At 43.9% G+C, this 17,832-nt stretch carries 19 protein-coding genes; 5 read left to right on the forward strand and 14 right to left on the reverse strand.

Annotation, left to right across the window (positions count from 1 at the left end):
• Positions 1 to 2: 2 nt before the first annotated feature.
• From tolA to cysS, 12 genes are all read right to left on the reverse strand, one after another.
• Positions 3 to 1,073, reverse strand: a complete 1,071-nt coding sequence (gene tolA / locus VOA_RS04270; RefSeq protein ID WP_032468371.1) for a cell envelope integrity protein TolA — start codon at positions 1,071 to 1,073, stop codon at positions 3 to 5.
• Between the two features lie 17 nt (positions 1,074 to 1,090).
• Complete coding sequence (tolR, locus tag VOA_RS04265; RefSeq protein WP_000929542.1) at positions 1,091 to 1,531, reverse strand: protein TolR; 441 nt, start codon at positions 1,529 to 1,531, stop codon at positions 1,091 to 1,093.
• Positions 1,532 to 1,534: 3 nt separating this feature from the next.
• The gene (tolQ, locus tag VOA_RS04260; RefSeq protein ID WP_000123078.1) at positions 1,535 to 2,218 is read right to left on the reverse strand and encodes a protein TolQ; all 684 of its coding nucleotides are present in this window, start codon (positions 2,216 to 2,218) and stop codon (positions 1,535 to 1,537) included.
• Entirely contained in the window at positions 2,208 to 2,615 is a 408-nt protein-coding gene (gene ybgC, locus VOA_RS04255; RefSeq protein ID WP_001091425.1) for a tol-pal system-associated acyl-CoA thioesterase, read from the reverse strand. The genes tolQ and ybgC overlap by 11 nt, the downstream gene beginning before the upstream one ends.
• 155 nt (positions 2,616 to 2,770) lie before the next feature.
• Positions 2,771 to 3,076: a cyd operon protein YbgE gene (ybgE, locus tag VOA_RS0118580; RefSeq protein ID WP_000071256.1), complete on the reverse strand. Its 306-nt coding sequence runs from the start codon at positions 3,074 to 3,076 to the stop codon at positions 2,771 to 2,773.
• On the reverse strand, positions 3,069 to 3,176 hold the full coding sequence (gene cydX / locus VOA_RS0118585; protein ID WP_000270285.1) for a cytochrome bd-I oxidase subunit CydX: 108 nt from the start codon (positions 3,174 to 3,176) through the stop codon (positions 3,069 to 3,071). The genes ybgE and cydX overlap by 8 nt, the downstream gene beginning before the upstream one ends.
• A 12-nt stretch (positions 3,177 to 3,188) precedes the next feature.
• Positions 3,189 to 4,325 carry a cytochrome d ubiquinol oxidase subunit II gene (cydB, locus tag VOA_RS04250; protein ID WP_000460769.1) on the reverse strand — a complete coding sequence of 379 codons (1,137 nt, stop codon included), beginning with the start codon at positions 4,323 to 4,325 and terminating at the stop codon, positions 3,189 to 3,191.
• Positions 4,326 to 4,342: 17 nt separating this feature from the next.
• Positions 4,343 to 5,929 carry a cytochrome ubiquinol oxidase subunit I gene (gene cydA / locus VOA_RS04245; protein WP_000568065.1) on the reverse strand — a complete coding sequence of 529 codons (1,587 nt, stop codon included), beginning with the start codon at positions 5,927 to 5,929 and terminating at the stop codon, positions 4,343 to 4,345.
• 458 nt (positions 5,930 to 6,387) lie between these two features.
• Complete coding sequence (gene ruvB, locus VOA_RS04240) at positions 6,388 to 7,392, reverse strand: Holliday junction branch migration DNA helicase RuvB (protein WP_000568495.1); 1,005 nt, start codon at positions 7,390 to 7,392, stop codon at positions 6,388 to 6,390.
• Positions 7,393 to 7,447: 55 nt separating this feature from the next.
• Positions 7,448 to 8,062 (reverse strand): Holliday junction branch migration protein RuvA, encoded by a 615-nt coding sequence (gene ruvA / locus VOA_RS04235; protein ID WP_000580355.1) that lies wholly within the window; start codon positions 8,060 to 8,062, stop codon positions 7,448 to 7,450.
• Positions 8,063 to 8,158: 96 nt separating this feature from the next.
• Positions 8,159 to 8,680 (reverse strand): crossover junction endodeoxyribonuclease RuvC, encoded by a 522-nt coding sequence (ruvC, locus tag VOA_RS04230; RefSeq protein ID WP_000111362.1) that lies wholly within the window; start codon positions 8,678 to 8,680, stop codon positions 8,159 to 8,161.
• 91 nt (positions 8,681 to 8,771) lie between these two features.
• The gene (gene cysS, locus VOA_RS04225) at positions 8,772 to 10,151 is read right to left on the reverse strand and encodes a cysteine--tRNA ligase (RefSeq protein WP_000913187.1); all 1,380 of its coding nucleotides are present in this window, start codon (positions 10,149 to 10,151) and stop codon (positions 8,772 to 8,774) included.
• Between the two features lie 145 nt (positions 10,152 to 10,296).
• Here cysS and VOA_RS04220 point away from each other — a divergent pair, with 145 nt between their 5' ends.
• The 4 genes from VOA_RS04220 to VOA_RS0118590 all read left to right on the forward strand — a co-directional run bounded on the left by VOA_RS04220 (position 10,297) and on the right by VOA_RS0118590 (position 13,397).
• Complete coding sequence (locus VOA_RS04220) at positions 10,297 to 10,791, forward strand: peptidylprolyl isomerase (RefSeq protein WP_000631297.1); 495 nt, start codon at positions 10,297 to 10,299, stop codon at positions 10,789 to 10,791.
• Between the two features lie 40 nt (positions 10,792 to 10,831).
• Entirely contained in the window at positions 10,832 to 11,575 is a 744-nt protein-coding gene (gene lpxH / locus VOA_RS04215; protein WP_000557009.1) for a UDP-2,3-diacylglucosamine diphosphatase, read from the forward strand.
• An 89-nt stretch (positions 11,576 to 11,664) separates the two neighbouring features.
• Positions 11,665 to 12,879: an EAL and HDOD domain-containing protein gene (locus VOA_RS04210; protein ID WP_000877811.1), complete on the forward strand. Its 1,215-nt coding sequence runs from the start codon at positions 11,665 to 11,667 to the stop codon at positions 12,877 to 12,879.
• A gap of 62 nt (positions 12,880 to 12,941) precedes the next feature.
• Positions 12,942 to 13,397, forward strand: coding sequence for a YchJ family metal-binding protein (locus tag VOA_RS0118590; protein ID WP_032468372.1), 456 nt, complete (start codon positions 12,942 to 12,944; stop codon positions 13,395 to 13,397).
• A gap of 31 nt (positions 13,398 to 13,428) precedes the next feature.
• Here the strand turns inward: VOA_RS0118590 and VOA_RS04205 are convergent, their stop codons facing one another.
• Positions 13,429 to 14,103: a DUF2057 family protein gene (locus VOA_RS04205; RefSeq protein ID WP_000773950.1), complete on the reverse strand. Its 675-nt coding sequence runs from the start codon at positions 14,101 to 14,103 to the stop codon at positions 13,429 to 13,431.
• 118 nt (positions 14,104 to 14,221) lie between these two features.
• The gene (gene ompT, locus VOA_RS04200; RefSeq protein ID WP_000751968.1) at positions 14,222 to 15,229 is read right to left on the reverse strand and encodes a porin OmpT; all 1,008 of its coding nucleotides are present in this window, start codon (positions 15,227 to 15,229) and stop codon (positions 14,222 to 14,224) included.
• Positions 15,230 to 15,738: 509 nt separating this feature from the next.
• Between ompT and dinG the strand changes: the two genes are divergently transcribed.
• Positions 15,739 to 17,814: an ATP-dependent DNA helicase DinG gene (dinG, locus tag VOA_RS04195; protein ID WP_000956413.1), complete on the forward strand. Its 2,076-nt coding sequence runs from the start codon at positions 15,739 to 15,741 to the stop codon at positions 17,812 to 17,814.
• Positions 17,815 to 17,832 lie beyond the last annotated feature (18 nt).

Below are 17,832 nucleotides of genomic sequence, written 5' to 3' on the forward strand. Positions count from 1 at the left end.
CCTTATTCAGGTGCTACTGTTAAATTAATATTCTTCAATTTTTCCACTACGTCAGGTTGATCTTTGGGTAATGGAAAACTATTTACCTGAGCTACAGCACGTTTAGTCGCTGCACACAAACGACTCTCACCATCCAGAACTGTTAAGCTGCCAAGTAGAGCACCAGTCCCTGTCGGTATGAGTTTCAGATTTACCTTACACTGTTTTCCTCGAAAACTGTCCTCTACTAGCAGGTTTTGGCGTATTAACTGTGTATAAATCGCGCCATAGCGGCCAACTTCAGAGGTTACAAACTGTTGTCGTGCCGCATTATTCTGCTGATTCTCATCACTTAAACTGCCAAATATATCATTTAGTGCGGCTTCTTGAGCTTTACGATCAGCTTCTGCTTTAGCCGCTTTCTCTTTTTCCTTTTTGGTTTTATCAGCCGCTTCTTTCGCTGCTTTCTCTTTTGCTAAACGATCTTGCTCTGCTTTCGCGGCAATTTCTTTTTCGCGTTTGGCTTTTTCTTCGGCCAGCTTGGCTTCTTTTTCACGCTCAATGCGCTGCTGTTCTGCTTTCGCCGCCGCAGCTTCCTTAGCTACACGCTCTTGTTCAGCTTTTTTAGCCGCATCTTCCTTCACTTTACGTTCGGCTTCTGCTTTTGCTGCACGCTCTTTTTCTTCATGTGCTTTTTGCTCAGCAACTAGACGCTCTTGCTCTTTTTGCTCTCGTAACTTTTCCGCTTCACGAGCCGCTTTCGCTTCTTTGGCTTGTTGCTCTTTTAACTCACGGATTCTTTCTTCTTCCGCTTGTCGATTTTTCTCGAGTTGCTCACTTTCACGGCGCAATTTATCAAGCCGCTCTTGTTCTTTCTTCGCTGCCTCTTCACGTTGACTGCGAATTTGTTGAGCTTGCTGACGAACAAGCTGAGGATCAATCACAACCGCCTCTATCATCTGTCCTGTTGGTTCTGGATCAGACATAGAAAAATCAGCGCCCCAAAGCAAAATAGCCACTAAAGTTCCATGCAACGCCAGCGAAATAGTTATCGATTTAGCATCATTACTCTTTCTGGACTTATTATCTTTCATGCTCAGTGTTCGGCCTATTACTTAAGATCCGTGAGTAGCCCTACTTTAGGAATACCAGCTCGATTCAATTCGTCCAATACCAACACAACCTCCGCGTAAGGGGTGGCAGCATCACCACCAACTGCAACTGGCGAATTAGGTTTTATTGACAGCTCTGCTTTTACACGAACAATCACATCTTCGAGTGATAAGCCGCGTTGAACTTCTTCATCATTGACGCTTAAACCAAGGTTACCCTCTTTATCAATCTCAACAATGATAAAGCTAGAATCACTCTCACCTGCCATTTCTTGGGCTGATTTCGCTGAATGCGTTTTGGGCAATTCAACGTCCACGCCTTGAGTGACAAAAGGCGATGTCACCATGAAGATGATGAGCAACACCAACATAACGTCGATATAAGGCACAACGTTAATCTCGGCGGTCATCTCACGCTTTTTCGGTTGATACCCTGCCATAAGTTATTCCCGACCAGCCATTGCTTGACGATGTAGAATTGTATGGAACTCTTCAGAAAAAGTAGCGTAATTGTGTTCAAGCTTACTCACCTTATTGCTCAAACGGTTGTAGGCCATTACAGCCGGAATCGCGGCAAACAAACCGATAGCCGTTGCAATCAATGCTTCTGCAATACCTGGAGCAACCATTGCCAACGTTGCTTGTTTGACTTCACCGAGAGCGATGAAAGCATGCATGATACCCCATACCGTACCAAATAGACCGATATAAGGGCTGATAGACCCGACTGTTGCGAGAAATGGCAAACTGGTTTCAAGCGAGTCCACTTCACGAGCTACTGCTACACGCATCGCACGCCCTGTACCTTCCATTACAAAGTCCGGGGCACTTGGGTTCGTTTTACGTAGGCGGGCAAATTCAGTGAAGCCAGCATAAAAAATTTCCTCAATTCCATAGATGTCATCTTTACGTTTTTTGACATCTTGGTATAGGGCTCCGAGATCAATCCCAGACCAAAAACGGTCTTCAAAAGTATCGGCTTCACGCTCAGCTGCGGAAATCACTTTGCTACGTTTGATAATTGCTGCCCAGGAAGCAACAGACATACCCAAGAGGGTTAGCATTACCATTTTTACGAGAAAGCTAGCTTGTAAAAAAAGGTCAAGAAAAGAAATATCAGCAGTCACTGCAGTTAAACTCCAAACTGATTAGTTGAGGCAACGCCTTGGGCCTCATATTCTCATTGTCAATACATGCTACCTTAACCGTTGCTTTAGACAACAACACTCCCTCAGGATTAACGAGTTCCTGACAGAAAGTTAAAGAAGCTTTTCTTAATTCGGACACGGTGGTGATTACTTCAAGGTGGTCATCTAACCTAGCCCCTTTAAGAAAATCGATCTCCATGTGTCTGACCACAAAACCCGTACCTTGTTCCAACAGAACTTGTTGATTAACACCAACAGCGCGGAGCATTTCAGTACGAGCTCTTTCAAAGAATTTTAGATAGTTTGCGTGATAAACCACTCCACCAGCGTCAGTATCTTCATAATACACCGTGACTGGCCAACGAAAAGTGTTCATGGTTTTGATAAAAATCTCATATACCGAGGAATGGCTGCTACTATAGCGCAACTATCTGACGATAGTACAAGCGCGTGTAAAGTTTTCTTACCTAATGATAAAAAATTGGCGCTGCCTCAAAGAGCCAGCGCCAATATGATTAAATTTACCGCACATCAGTTCAAAAACCGAACTATTGTGAGATAACTTAAGATTGGTAGGGATATATAAGGGCTGAAAATAATCTGCCATAGCCAGTAACGAGGTTTAAAACTAAGCCCAAACACCATACTTGAACATATGCCCCAGATCATTAATAGGGCAATGAGTGCATTGAAACCGCCAATTCTCTCAGCATAGCTATTAGGATCCCACATCACCATCGCAGCATTGTAGAACCCCAACAGTAAAGATAAGGCCTTAAATAAGGCCTTATCGATAACTTGGTGATAGAAAGCGATCTTTGCAGATCGATTACTCACTATCTTTATCCATCATTTCTGTATGCTCTAACCAAAGAGCATTGATGATACCGAATGCACAGGCGAGCAATACGCCAAGAATCCATGCAAAATACCACATAATATCAACTCCTTAGTACAGTGAATTCTTGTTATCTTCGATGAATTTATCATCAAGGCGACCAAACATTTTGTAGTAACTCCAGATGGTGTAACCCAAAATAATTGGAACCATGACAACCGCAACCACTGTCATCAGCTCAAGTGTCAATTTACTTGATGTGGCATCCCACATTGTCAAACTATGTACTGGATTCAAACTTGATGGCATCACGAATGGGAACATTGCAAAGCCCGCAGTAAAGATAACCCCTGCGTTACCTAAACTTGAAGCTAGGAATGCCAAGCCACCTTTATCAAATCGAGTTGCCAGCACCGCGAATAGGGGCATAAATACACCCAATGCAGGAGCCAACCACAGTACAGGCATCGCTTCGAAGTTATTCAACCACGCACCCGCCTCGCGCACCACTTCTTTATTGAGTGGGTTAGACGCAGCGTTACCATCAATCACACCAACGACCATGTAGCCGTCAATATATTGAATCCAGAAACCAGCAGCAACAAAGCAGACAACGGTCAGCAAGCCAGTCAGCTGAGAGACATTACGTGCACGTTGATGTACATCTGCTGTGGTTTTCATTTGTAGCCATATTGAACCTTGTAACAAGATCATAAATAGGCTAACTAAACCACACAGCAGAGCAAATGGGTTGAGCAAACCAAAGAATGAACCATGATAGGTTGGCATTAAGAAGTCACTCAATTGGAATGGTACACCTTGCAGTAGGTTACCAAACGCTACACCAAAGATGATTGGCGGAACAAAGCCTGAAGCTGAAATCGCCAAATCCCAGTTATTGCGCCATTTCGTGCTTTCAATCTTAGAGCGATAATCCAAGCCAAGTGGACGTAGCCATAATGCGGCAAGCGTGACAATCATTGCTAGATAGAATCCAGAAAATGAAGTCGCGTACACCAATGGCCATGCGGCAAACAGAGCACCACCAGCCGTGATTAACCAAACTTGGTTACCATCCCAGTGCGGAGCAATAGAGTTAATCATCACTCGGCGTTCATTATCCGTTTTACCAATCACGGGGACTAGCGCGCCGACACCCATATCAAAGCCATCTGTGATGGCAAAACCCACTAGCAGCACGCCGATGAGCACCCACCAAATGAGTCGTAAGATCTCGTAATCAAACATATTTGTCTCTCCTTGCCTTATGCTTCAACTTGGCGGTTGACTTGCTCCTGAACAGACTCTTCGCCTTGTTCAAAATGGTAACGTCCAGTTTTTAGGCTGCTAGGGCCTTTACGGGCGAATTTAACCATTAAGTACACTTCAGCAATCAGGAAAATCGTATATAGAGCAAGAATAGCTAGCATTGAGGTGATGATTTCTCCTGCACTTAAAGCAGAAGCCGCAACGTGTACTGGAAGAATTTCACCAACAGCCCATGGTTGACGGCCGTATTCAGCAACAAACCAACCGGTTTCAACAGCAATCCAAGGTAATGGAATACTGAAAAGCGCTGCTTTAAGTACCCATTTCTTCTGTTCAATTTTTTGACGACATGTTTGTAAGAACGCAGCACCAAACACGAACAGCATGATGAAACCACAAGCTACCATGATGCGGAACGACCAGAATAGAGGCCAAACCGTTGGGATAGAGTCATCTGCCGCGGCTTGAATTTGTTCTTCGGTCGCGTCTGTTACTTTATCGGTGTAGCGCTTCAGCAACAGACCATAACCAAGGTCTTGCTTCACTTCATCGAATGCATCAATGTTTTCCGGTGTTTTTTCACCAGCACGGAGTTTTTCAAGTAACTCATAAGCGTACATACCACTACGGATACGCTCTACGTGCTCATCTCGTAGGTCACGCAAACCAATCACTTGTTCATCCAAAGAACGAGTAGCAATGATACCTAAAGCGTATGGGATCTTAATCGCGTAATCGGTGTGCATCTCTTCTTGATTTGGAATACCAAACAAGGTGAATGACGCTGGAGCTGGCTGTGTATGCCATTCCGATTCAATCGCCGCTAATTTAACGCGCTGAACTTCACCAAGCTCATAACCTGATTCATCGCCTAATACGATAACAGACAGGATTGATGCCATACCAAAAGACGCAGCAATCGCGAAAGAACGACGCGCAAACGCAACATCACGGCCTTTCAATAAGTAGTAAGCACTGATACCAAGTATGAACATGGCACCTGTTGTGTAGCCTGCCGCCACAGTGTGAACAAATTTCACCTGTGCCACTGGGTTAAGTACCACTTCGGCAAAACTCACCATTTCCATACGCATGGTTTCAAAGTTGAACTCTGAGCCAACAGGGTTTTGCATCCATCCATTTGCGACCAGAATCCACAGTGCAGAGAAATTTGAACCTAACGCCACCAGCCAAGTCACCACTAAGTGCTGCCGTTTGGTGAGTCTGTCCCATCCGAAGAAGAATAAACCAACAAATGTAGATTCAAGGAAGAATGCGACCAGGGCTTCGATAGCTAGCGGAGCACCAAAAATGTCACCTACATAATGAGAATAGTAGGACCAGTTCGTACCAAACTGGAACTCCATGGTAAGGCCTGTCGCCACACCAAGAGCAAAGTTAATCCCGAACAATTTACCCCAGAATTTGGTCATGTCCTTGTAAATCTGTTTGTCGGTCATGACATAGAGTGACTCCATGATAGCGAGTAAAAACGCCATCCCTAGAGTGAGGGGAACAAACAGGAAGTGATACATCGCAGTCAGAGCAAACTGCAACCGCGATAAATCAACAACATCGATCATGGTAACTCCTTTGTGTCGGCTGAATGACACGTTCGACATAGGGCAACACAAGCAATGTTAAAAAATCTATAAAACATTACCACAAAAAGCATTTATTGTTGCAACTATGTACCACTATGGTTAGTTAATTGTTAAGTTGTAGCTAATATAGCTAGGGCTAATATTAATCCCAAAACCTGCTTGTTTCAAAAGGTTTATGGGAGAATTACGCCTTGATCTAAATCAAGATTTAAACCAGAGGGCTGGTCAATAAACAAACGAAATGATCCAAATCAAAGGATAGCGGCAATTTCTGTTACTGGCTCGTAAACAAACCAATCTGACGCGAATGAAAACAACCAATGAGTTAACATAACGTCTGCAAAAGCTAACAATTACCAAGAGGAAAGAAATATAAGAAATGAGATCTTTATCAAAAAAGAAAGACTCACCCGGTATGCCGGGCGAGAGTTGTAACATTATTTTTCAAGACCGAAATGTAGATATGCTCGATCTGTGGCTATACGACCACGTGGAGTTCGTTGTAAATAGCCTTGCTGAATGAGAAATGGTTCTAGAACATCTTCTATCGTATCTTTCTCTTCACCAATTGCGGCGGCAAGGTTATCCAACCCCACCGGGCCACCTGAAAACTTTTCCATAATCGCCAGTAAAAGCTTTCTATCCATATAGTCGAAACCTTGGTGATCAACATCAAGCATATTGAGTGCTTTGTCCGCCGTTTGCGCGCAAATATGCCCATCCCCTTTGACTTCTGCATAATCCCTTACACGACGTAGCAGACGGTTGGCAATCCGCGGCGTACCGCGAGCACGGCGAGCCACTTCAAGCGCACCTTCACTGTCCATAGAAAGCCCAAGACAGTGAGCGCTGCGTTGGACAATGTTCTGCAAGTCAGCAACATTGTAATACTCCAAACGCTGCACGATTCCGAAACGATCACGTAATGGTGAGGTTAACGAACCAGCACGGGTTGTTGCGCCAATCAAGGTAAATGGCGGGAGATCGATTTTGATTGAACGAGCAGCAGGGCCTTCACCTATCATGATGTCCAATTGGTAGTCTTCCATTGCCGGATAAAGCACTTCTTCTACCATGGGGCTAAGACGATGAATTTCATCAATAAACAAGACATCATTTTCTTCAAGGTTCGTCAGCAGAGCAGCCAAATCTCCCGCTTTTTCTAACACTGGACCAGAAGTGGTACGGATATTCACCCCCATCTCATTGGCCACAATGTTCGCTAAAGTCGTTTTCCCAAGTCCTGGAGGTCCAAAAATCAACAAATGATCTAACGCCTCTTCACGCTGTTGTGCGGCCTTGATGAAGATTTCCATCTGATCTCGCACATGGTCTTGACCTTGATAATCGGCAAGTTTTTTAGGACGAATCGCCCTATCAATCACTTCTTCATCTTTGAAGGAGTGGTTAACAGGGGCAATTAAACGATCGGCTTCTATCATATTTTCTCTATAAACTGAGTGACATGTGTCTAGCGTTTTAAATACACGCCGCTACTTACACCATAGATTTGAGTGCTTCACGGATCAATTCTTCGCAGCTCATGCCCGCTTTCGCAATTTGTGATACAGCTTTAGATGCTTGAGGCGGTTTATAACCCAACGCAAGAAGCGCACTGATTGCTTCGTCTTGGGCATTTTGGGCAAGCGCAGGAACGGAATCGATAGGCGCAGCATCCGTAGCTGGCGTAAAGAGATCACCAGCCCCCCATCCTTTTAGACGGTCTTTCATTTCTACAACCAAGCGTTCTGCTGTTTTCTTGCCAACACCCGGTAGTTTGATCAGTGTAGATATATCTTCTTTTTCAACACAGGAGACAAACTGATTCGCTGTCATGCCTGAGAGAATCGCAAGTCCCATTTTCGGCCCTACACCATTGGCTTTAATGACTTCACGAAACAGAGCGCGTTCGCTAACGGTATTAAAGCCATAAAGTAGCTGTGCATCCTCTCGAACTACGAAGTGGGTATAAATGATGGCTTCTTCCCCAATATTCGGCAGTTCATAAATACAGCTCATCGGCATTTGCACTTCATAGCCAATACCACCGATCTCAATCAAAATTTGAGGGGGTAACTTTTCAATCAGCGTACCGCGAAGACGTCCAATCACTTGTGTTTCCTTATAATAGAGGGAGGAAAGATGCTCTGGATGATAATCAATAACTGGATGGATAGCCAGTAAAATGCTCGCATCATCAGGCTCCGTTTAACGATAACGACCTCTACGCGAACTCGTTGCCTGCCCTGCCAATGCAATCAGAGTTTTGTTGGTATTAGCATGACAAATAGCAACACCTAAAGCATCTGCTGCATCGGCTTGGGGCTTACCGGGCAGTTTGAGCATCTGCTGCACCATATGTTGAACTTGGCTTTTATCAGCCGCTCCCGTACCGACTACCGCTTGTTTAATCAGTCTGGCAGCATATTCATAAACAGGAAGTTCTGCGTTCACCGCCGCCACAATCGCACTACCGCGGGCTTGACCAAGTTTTAATGCTGAGTCGGCATTCTTTGCCATAAACACCTGTTCAATAGCAAATGCATCAGGTTGGAATTGGGTGATGATTTCACTCACTCCCGCGTAAATTTGTTTTAAACGAAGCGGTAGATCTTGTTCCGAAGTTCGAATACAGCCACTCCCCAGATAGATAAGATGTCGCCCTTGTTGACGAATCACACCATACCCAGTCACTCGTGAGCCGGGATCTATCCCTAAAATGACAGACATACTATCTTGCCTTGTTAATTTGCTCTTTACGCCAAGAAAGCGCGTCTGAAAAAGAGAGTGGGCTTTCGCCCACCCTTTCATTGATTACTCGTTATTTACGACGCCATGTTGTGCCATTAGGGCCATCTTCGAGAACAATGCCCATCTCGTTCAACTTATCACGCGCCATATCTGCATTAGCCCAATCTTTCGCAGCACGAGAATCATTGCGAAGCTTGATTAATGCTTCAATTTGCTCCGCCTCTTCATCTTCAGCGCCACCTTGAAAGAATGCCTCTGGTTCTTGGTAAAGAATACCAATCACATCCGCTAACTCACACATCAAGCTGCCCAAAGCACTGGCATTGGTTAAATCTTCACTTTTGAGTCGGTTAATTTCACGCGCCATATCAAACAGCACTGAGTAAGCTTCAGGAGTATTGAAGTCATCATTCATCGCTGCTGTGAAACGAGTTAAATATTCTTCTCCACCAGCGGCAGGCACAGTGCGATCTAACCCACGCAATGCATTGTAAAGACGTTCTAACGAAGCGCGTGCTTGGTTGAGATTCTCTTCACTGTAGTTCAATTGGCTTCTGTAATGGCCTGACATCAAGAAATAGCGAATCGTTTCCGCATCATAATGACCAAGAACATCACGAATGGTAAAGAAATTGCCTAATGATTTAGACATTTTCTCTTTGTCTACCATCACCATGCCACTGTGCATCCATGTGTTGACGTATTGGGTCCCATGAGCGCAGCAAGATTGTGCGATTTCGTTTTCATGATGCGGAAATTGCAAGTCTGAACCCCCACCGTGGATATCGAAATGATTCCCCAGAATGGACGAGTTCATCGCTGAGCACTCGATATGCCAGCCTGGGCGACCAGGTCCCCAAGGTGATTCCCATGTAGGTTCACCCGGCTTAGACATTTTCCACAACACGAAGTCCAGTGGACTACGCTTAGCCGCTTCTACATCAACACGTGCACCCGCTTGCAGCTGGTCAAGATCTTGCTTTGAAAGTTTCCCATATTCATCATATTTGCCAACCTCAAACATCACATCGCCATTGTCAGCAACATATGCAAACCCACGCTCAATCAAGCGCTCCACGAGAGCAATGATCTCTTCGATGTAGGCCGTTGCACGTGGTTCAACATCGGGCCGTTTGATATTTAGAGCATCAAAATCCGCATACATTTCCTGAATCAAACGCTCAGTTAATGATTCGCACGTCTCTGAATTCTCAGCGGCACGCTTGATGATTTTGTCATCGATATCGGTAATGTTACGGACAAAAGTTAAGTCATAACCGAGGTAACGAAGGTAACGCGCTACAACATCAAAAGAGACAAAAGTCCGTCCATGTCCGATATGACAGAGATCATAAATGGTGACTCCACACACATACATGCCCACTTTGCCGGCAACGATTGGTTTAAATTCCTCTTTCTGTCTTGTGAGTGAGTTATAAATCTTCAACATGATCTCTATCTGATTACCATCAAAATTATAAACGGTGGACAGTATAACAACTCAAAGATTGTCAGGTCATCCATTTGATGTTTTGAATGCAGAAAAAGTTAGGCTAAACTCTTGCTCTCCATTGATAAATGCGAAGGTAAAACTCATGATCACCCTGCATACCAATTTTGGTGACATCAAAATCCAGCTCAACTTTGAAAAAGCGCCTGCAACTAGCGCAAACTTTGAGCAATACTGCCGTGAAGGTTTCTACGACAACACTCTTTTCCACCGTGTCATTGACGGTTTCATGATTCAAGGTGGCGGTATGACTTCGGGACTGCGTGAGAAAGAAACTCGCGATCCAATCCGTAATGAAGCGAACAACGGTCTGAGCAATAAAGTCGGTACCATTGCGATGGCGCGTACTATGGACCCACATTCAGCCAGTTCGCAATTCTTCATTAACGTGAATAACAACACTTTCCTCGACTACCGCTCTGAGAGCCGTGACGGTTGGGGTTACTGTGTATTTGGTGAAGTCGTTGAAGGTATGGATATCGTCAACAAAATCAAAGGTGTTAGCACTGGTTCTTACGGCATGCATCAAGACGTGCCACTAGACGAAGTGATAATCACTAGCACAACTATCGAAGCTTAACCTAATTAGGAGCGCTTCAAGCGCTCCTTCACTGCCCATAATGCATACACTATTTATTTCAGATCTCCATCTGTCTCCTAATCGACCTGATATTACCGACTGCTTTATCCATTTTATGCGTGAAGAAGCAGCACGATCCGATGCTCTTTACGTGCTTGGTGACCTGTTTGATTTTTGGATTGGTGATGATGACCCCAGCCCGTTTGCCAAGCAGATCAAAATGGAGTTTAAACAACTCACGCAACAAGGGATCCCATGCTATTTCATCAAGGGTAATCGTGATTTTCTGGTCGGAACACGTTTCGCTCAAGAAACAGGTATACAACTTTTACCTGATGAAGCCGTCATCGATCTGTATGGTCAAAAAGCCGTAGTGCTACATGGGGACACACTTTGCACCCAAGATACTCGCTATCTTGCTTTCCGAGAGAAGGTTCATCAACCTTGGTTGCAACGTCTGTTTGCAATGCTGCCATTTTTTCTACGCCGCAAAATCGTGCGAAAAATTCAATCGGACATCCGAGAGGATAAACAACACAAATCAATGATGATCATGGATGTAACACCAAGTGAAGTGCTGGATGTGATGCTGCGTCACCAAGTTGATTTAATGATCCACGGACATACCCACCGACCCGCTATACATCAAATTCCTATCCCCCTTCAACACAACAAAATTCGAATTGTTTTAGGTGATTGGTACAACCAAAGTTCTGTCTTGGTCTATTCTAAACTAGCTGGCTATGCATTAACTTCTGAACCAATAAAAAGTAGTAACAATTAATCTAGTAGCAAAGTCGTTCTTATCAATCAGCTTCAAAGTATAATGCCCCAGTATTAATATAAGTATTAACTAACAAGGATCGGCAGACTTTGAAGTACTCATACGTAGCTAGACAACCCATTCTGGACCGTGACAAAAGCACTATTGGATATGAGCTGCTATTTCGTGATGGGCCTAAAAACACGTTCCCTGATATCGACCCCGAGGAAGCCACAAGCCGCCTGCTTTCTGATCATTTTTTAACTGCCCATTACAGCACTCTAGGCAACAATCTTGGGTTTGTTAATTTCCCATATCAAAGCCTACTGAATATGGTACCAACACTCTTTCCAGTCAAAAGCTTAGTCGTAGAGATCCTTGAAGATTGCCCTCCAACCGAAGACCTGTTGAATGCCGTGAAAAAGATGGCGCAGCTTGGTTATAAGATGGCATTGGATGATTTTATTCCCAGTAATGAGTGGAAAGCTTTTCTGCCTTATATCTCAATCATCAAGTTTGATATTCGCTTATTTCCCATTCCAAAGGCAAAACTTTTCATCGATAGATTGCGCTCAACAAAAATTGAGTTCTTGGCCGAAAAGGTCGAAACCTATGAAGAATTTGAACTTGCCAAGCAAGCAGGCTTCCACTACTTCCAAGGGTATTTCTTCAGTAAGCCAGAAATAATTCAACGCAAGGCCTTACAGCCTTCTTTTCTTACCATCGTAAGTTTGTTGAAAGAAGTGGCAAAGCCAGAAGTCGACTTTGCCGCAATTGAGTCGATAGTTGCCCAAGATATTTCTCTATCTTATAAGCTGCTGACCTTTGTCAATTCATCAGCTACTGTCAGTTCTAAAATTCAGTCGTTTAGGCAAGCGTTAGTTTACTTAGGACAACAAAAGCTAAGAAAATTCATCTCCTTGGTCGCAATTGCTTCAACTCAAGATTCAAAACCTGACTACCTTTACAACCTCGCTATCCTACGGGCTCAATTTTGTGAAATGCTCAGTGAACGAGTTTCAGCCAAGATTGCTCCAGGAACAGGATTCCTGACAGGTATGTTCTCCGTTCTCGATAGCTTGCTTGATCAGCCCTTAGACTCCATCGTTGAAGAGATGCCTATTGAAGAAGAAGTCAAGATGGCTTTAACACTAGGAAGCGGCACTCTGGGGCAAATCCTCGCGCTCAACAAAGCGTATGAAATGGCAGATTGGGGCCTAGTCACGGCCCTCGCACAAGAACTCAATTTACCTAACGATGCTCCGACAGAATGCTACATCGAGGCCGTAAAATGGACCGCTGACCTACTGGGTGTACAGACCTAAACTGGTATTTTTGTACACTGACCGTTAAACTAACCGCCATTTCTTGTTTGATTTAATTTTTTATGTCCTGTTATTGCGGAAGCCCTCTTACTTACTCAACGTGTTGTGAGCCAGTCCATCTAAATGTGCAGCACGCGCAGTCTCCTGAGCAATTGATGCGGGCTCGATTTAGTGCGCACGTTTTAAAAAATGTAGATTTTATCATCAACACTTATCACTCTTCTTGCCTAGCCGAAAATGATCGAGAAGCAATCCGTGAATCTGTATATAGCGACTGGGTACGCCTCGAAGTGGTTTCAAGCCAGATGGGAGAGACAGACTTAGAAGGATATGTACACTTTCGTGCTTTTCTAAAACAAAATGGTCAAGAATACTGCCTGGAAGAACGCTCTCGCTTTGTAAAAGAACAAGACAGCTGGTTTTATATCGATGGTGAATTTCCCAACAAGATCAAACAAGGAAGGAACGATCCTTGTGCCTGTGGTAGTGGTAAAAAATTCAAAAAGTGTTGTGGATAAAAGAGTAAAGCCTGCATTTGCAGGCTTTAGCTTATTCTTGGTCAACCATCCATTTTTTGAACGCTTTGCGCTCTTCTTTAGAGGCTTTGCTATACCATAACTGTAATTGAACAAGGTTATTTGATACTTCAGCATTTCCCGCAGCTGAAACATCAGTCGCAAGAGTTTGTGGTTTAGTGGCCGCTAATTGTGCATTATTGGTAACAACAACATTGAGATAACCAATGGCTGCGATACCGCCATTCTGGTTGTATTCCGTTGCTTCTTGGCTATAGTTACGCCCCCATTGTACCCCTGGATTAAGCAACTTATCTTCCACAACAGTGATACTCTGCCCATCTTGCCTGATCAACTGCCATTCCAGACCGGAGATTTTTTCGTTCGCTTCTTTCATTGTTCGATAGTTAGGTAGCTGGAAGCTAAGCTCTTCATTCTGACTCTCAAACTTTGCAATGATCGCATCACTATGCACTTTTTTAACATCGTCACCAACATCAAAAGTAGGGATGTAGCGAAAGACAATCTGATTCATACCATCCTTCAATATGACTGTTTTATCGCCAAATAAACCACCCTCTGTTTTCGGTTTTTGCATATTCACAGAGAGTAAATCAATATTTTCCGGCACTTTCAGTGTGACATCAGCTAGTGCATAGCTAGCCGAGAATGACAACATTAGTCCTACAATCAATGGGTTGAGTTTCATTATTTAACTACCTTGTTTCGTATAAAAATCAGCACAACAACAATAATCAGTTCTTTTGCCTAGCACAATAAAAAAGCCCAGCAGGTGCTGGGCTTTTTCGATAAACGTGGTCAGGATCTTACCAGTAGATGCGAGCACCAATACCGAAGTTATTAGAACTGTCAACGGTTTTTGCACTGATATCTGCGTCAGAGCCTTTATTGGTGTAACCCAGAGTTGTGCCGTCACCGTAGCCGTATTCAGCATATACGCGTGCCCAACTTGCAAACTTGTATTCAACGCCTAGGTAAACCAGAGTACCATTTTCGTCTACACCAGTGTTCGCTTCTTGCATTACGTACTCGTAACCAGCGTACATTGTAGTTTTGTCCGCTACTTTGTAAGTACCAGCAACAGAGATAGCATCTTCGTCAATCACTAGAGGATTATTGTTAACATCCAACTCAGCGTTGTAGTAAGTCACGCCAAGCAGTGCATCACCGATGGTGTATTCACCCGTCACTTCAAAATAAGTGTTAGTTACGTCAACTGTGGTGGTTCCTGCAGCAAATTTCTTGTCAGTATTCTGACCACCACCAACGTGAACCGCTAGGTCACCGAAAGTTGCACCTACGAACAGTTCAGCTAACTCTTGGTTAGAATCATCTTCGGTCAAGCCGTAGCCAGCTTTAACCCAGAAATTTTCAACTTCTAGAGCATACTTGATTTGTGAATCATGCAGCGCATCTGACAGAGTGCCGTAACGAAGACCAGTACCACCGAAGAAATAAGAGTAGTCAGCGCCGTAAACGTCATCAGATGTAGTCCATTGCTTACCAAAGCTGAACTTACCGAAGTTAGTTTTTACACCAAGAATGTGGTTACGAACATACATGTCGCCGCTGTCTTTCAGAGCAAATTCTACTTTACCTTGAAGAGCTAGGCTGTCGTTTACGGTGTAGTTTGCGTCAACACCAGCACGAGAAGAACCAGAACCAAGAGTGGCGTCTTTGTCTTCTAGGAATTTCAATTCTGTACGTAGCTGACCGTAGAAATCAACGGTGCCAGCATCTGACTTTAGAATTTCAGCTGCGTTTACAGAGCCTGCTGCTGCAAGCACTGCGAGTGCTAATAGAGTTTTTTTCATGTTAATCCACTGCCTTTTCTTAATTTGGGAATTCCTTGTCCGGTTCCCTGTTTTTTGATGATGGTTTTCCAACTCTTCGGTTAGTCACCATCGCCATCACCTTCGCTGTTAAGATTGCAAAAGAATATTCTGCATGTCAAATACCATAAAAAAAACAAAGAAAAAAAATATAAACTAATTATTATCAATAAGTTACATTGTTTTCATCGGTTTTTTCGGCTTACTTCTTAACAAGAAAAGCAAAAACCACCAACTTGAAATAAAACAAAACAACAGAACTAAATACCAAAACTTAACAAAACAATGGACATGTATGGTTTTTTATAAAAAGCAAATCTAGCATTCGTAGTTTTATATTTTTTATAAAACAAAATAAATTTAAGTTCCTGATGGTTCAGTTTTTATTTGTGAACAAGATCTAGATTTCTATTAAAAGCATACGATTTCGTGAAGTAGGTATCACTCAGTGATCTGTGCTACCATCGCGCCATTGCACTTTGGACACATCTATGTTGACTAAAAACATCCAAGATTCCATTCGATCTAGTTATCAAAACCTACAAACCCAGTTAGAAAACTTTATTCCTCGTCGGGCGCAAAATTACCTAGTCGCTGAAATAGCCAAAACACTTTGTGGGACTTATCACCAATCAACCCGTATGTTGGTAGCGGAAGCTGGAACAGGCATAGGTAAATCTCTCTCTTATTTAATGGCTGTGATCCCCGTTGCGGTGGCAAATAGACGAAAAGTGGTGATTTCAACAGCGACAGTGGCACTTCAAGAACAGCTCATCAACAAGGATTTACCCCTTTTTCGACGGATCAGTGAACAACGTTTTTCATTTATCCTTGCTAAAGGCAGACAACGCTATTGTTGCTGCGAGCGCCTAGCGATGGCCTGCGGAGCAGATGATTCACAAATTGCTCTGTTTGAAACCAAACCTAAGCCGCAAGATACCGAATTACTAACAGAGCTTTATGCTGCTCTGAGTCAAGGGAAATGGGATGGTGATCGTGATGCTTGGCCAGCTCCTATTAACGATGAGCTTTGGTCTCTCATCGTGAGTGATAAGCACAGTTGTAATGGAAGTTTTAGTGCACATCGCCACTGTCCATTTCAAAAAGCACGCTCTGAACTTGATAAAGTCGATGTGATCATTGCAAACCACAGCTTGGTGATGGCGGATGCCGATCTTGGCGGAGGTGTCATTCTACCTGCTCCGGAGGAAACGATTTACGTCTTTGATGAAGCCCACCACCTCCCAACAGTCGCTCGTGACCACTCCTCGGCAGCTGCCACGTTAAAAGGGGCGGCCAGCTGGCTAGAAAAACTCAACCAGTCAATCTCAAAATTTGCTGCGTTGGGGGATGAAAAACGTTCAGAACGTTTCGCAGATGAAGCTCGCACAGCCATACAATATTTGATCCCAACGTTGGGACAACTACCTAAGCAATTTGTGGCCGAGCAATTTATCGATGGTATTTATCGTTTTGAGCACGGAGAACTCCCCCTGTGGCTAGCGGAAGAGTCACAGAGTCTCAGTAAATCATCCCAAAAGGTGATGCAATCTGTGAGTAAAATGTCGGATCTCATCGCAGAAAAAATCAAAGAGGGTGAGTTGGCCGCTCGGATTGCAGAACCAGCACTAGGTGAACTGAGCTTTTATATTCAACGTTTAGAGAATCTCACTCAAGTTTGGCAATTGATGGCCAAACCTAATAAGGACAAAGGTGCTCCATTGGCGCGCTGGCTAGAAATTAGCCCTGAACGCGAAGGCGATTACTTAGTTAGTGTGTCCCCATTAGAAATTGGTTGGCAACTCGACCAACAAATTTGGAGTCGTTGTGTCGGAGCAGTCTTGGTTTCTGCTACTTTGCGCGCGTTAAATTCATTCCGTTTTTTCTGCCACCAAGCTGGGATTAGTGATAAAACAGAGGATGGTGTTCAATTCTTAGCACTAGCTTCACCGTTTGACTACTCTACTCAAGGTGAGCTGCTTATTCCTAAGATGGAGATAGAGCCACAAGCCGATGGCTATACCGCCTACTTAGCACAAAAAGTGCTTGGTTATTTGCAAGCCGATAGAGCCAATTTGGTGCTGTTTGCCTCCTACTGGCAGATGCGCGAAGTCGCTGAGTTGTTGAAAAAAGAGTTCACTAAACGCGGGTGGGCCTTGCAAATTCAAGGTGAAAAATCTCGCTCAGAAATTCTAAATAAACATAAAAAGCTCGTTGAAAAACAAAAGACCAGTATTTTATTTGGCACTGGGAGCTTCTCGGAAGGTCTTGACCTACCCGGAGACCTCCTGGAAAACTTAATCATCACAAAAATCCCCTTCGCTGTTCCTACCTCTCCCGTTGAACAGGCGCATGCCGAGTATATTCAGGAGCTTGGTGGTAATCCTTTTATGCAAATTACGGTTCCTGAAGCCAGTAAAAAACTCATTCAGTCTGTTGGGCGCTTACTGCGTAAAGAGCGGGACTCTGGTAGAGTGGTCATCCTTGATCGGCGAGTAGTATCTAAACGCTATGGAAAAGCGTTGCTGGATGCCTTACCGCCGTTTAAGCGCACCATAGAATACTGATAATAATGACTTACCCAC

Origin of the sequence: Vibrio sp. RC586 (assembly GCF_000176715.1) — a bacterium.
Lineage (GTDB): Bacteria > Pseudomonadota > Gammaproteobacteria > Enterobacterales > Vibrionaceae > Vibrio.

Coding starts and splice junctions, on each gene's coding strand:
- tolA (WP_032468371.1), bottom strand. CDS start 1,073: ATGAAAGATAATAAGTCCAGAAAGAGTAATGATGCTAAATCGATAACT.
- tolR (WP_000929542.1), bottom strand. CDS start 1,531: ATGGCAGGGTATCAACCGAAAAAGCGTGAGATGACCGCCGAGATTAAC.
- ybgC (WP_001091425.1), bottom strand. CDS start 2,615: ATGAACACTTTTCGTTGGCCAGTCACGGTGTATTATGAAGATACTGAC.
- cydX (WP_000270285.1), bottom strand. CDS start 3,176: ATGTGGTATTTTGCATGGATTCTTGGCGTATTGCTCGCCTGTGCATTC.
- cydB (WP_000460769.1), bottom strand. CDS start 4,325: ATGTTTGATTACGAGATCTTACGACTCATTTGGTGGGTGCTCATCGGC.
- cydA (WP_000568065.1), bottom strand. CDS start 5,929: ATGATCGATGTTGTTGATTTATCGCGGTTGCAGTTTGCTCTGACTGCG.
- ruvB (WP_000568495.1), bottom strand. CDS start 7,392: ATGATAGAAGCCGATCGTTTAATTGCCCCTGTTAACCACTCCTTCAAA.
- ruvC (WP_000111362.1), bottom strand. CDS start 8,680: ATGTCTGTCATTTTAGGGATAGATCCCGGCTCACGAGTGACTGGGTAT.
- cysS (WP_000913187.1), bottom strand. CDS start 10,151: ATGTTGAAGATTTATAACTCACTCACAAGACAGAAAGAGGAATTTAAA.
- VOA_RS04220 (WP_000631297.1), top strand. CDS start 10,297: ATGATCACCCTGCATACCAATTTTGGTGACATCAAAATCCAGCTCAAC.
- lpxH (WP_000557009.1), top strand. CDS start 10,832: ATGCATACACTATTTATTTCAGATCTCCATCTGTCTCCTAATCGACCT.
- VOA_RS0118590 (WP_032468372.1), top strand. CDS start 12,942: ATGTCCTGTTATTGCGGAAGCCCTCTTACTTACTCAACGTGTTGTGAG.
- VOA_RS04205 (WP_000773950.1), bottom strand. CDS start 14,103: ATGAAACTCAACCCATTGATTGTAGGACTAATGTTGTCATTCTCGGCT.
- ompT (WP_000751968.1), bottom strand. CDS start 15,229: ATGAAAAAAACTCTATTAGCACTCGCAGTGCTTGCAGCAGCAGGCTCT.
- dinG (WP_000956413.1), top strand. CDS start 15,739: ATGTTGACTAAAAACATCCAAGATTCCATTCGATCTAGTTATCAAAAC.